1 protein-coding gene is annotated in these 303 nt (G+C 72.3%); it reads right to left on the reverse strand.

Annotation, left to right across the window (positions count from 1 at the left end; genetic code table 11):
• Positions 1 to 303: condensation domain-containing protein (locus tag ACX4ZE_RS23310; protein WP_480275613.1), on the reverse strand; the 303-nt coding region annotated here is incomplete at both ends.

Consider the following 303-nt stretch of genomic DNA (forward strand, 5'->3'; position numbering starts at 1 on the left):
CCAGTCCGGGCTGCGGTCGTGGGTGCGTGCGGTGTAGGCGCTGGCCAGATCCCGCAGCAGCGGTGCCAGCGACCATCCGTCCCCGGCGATGTGGTGGATCAGCAGCAGCAGCACGTACTCGTCGCGGGTATGGTCGTCTTCGGCCGGGCCGGTGCAGCGGAACACACTCGCCCGCACCGGGATCTCCGAGGCCAGGTCGAACGTGTAGCGCGCCGCGGCGGCCACCGCCGCCTCCACATCCGCCACCTCGGCCACCGACACCGGCACCTCGAATTGCCCGGCCTCGAGGACCCGCTGCACCGG

It is taken from the genome of Nocardia sp. TBRC8007 (assembly GCF_056629435.1).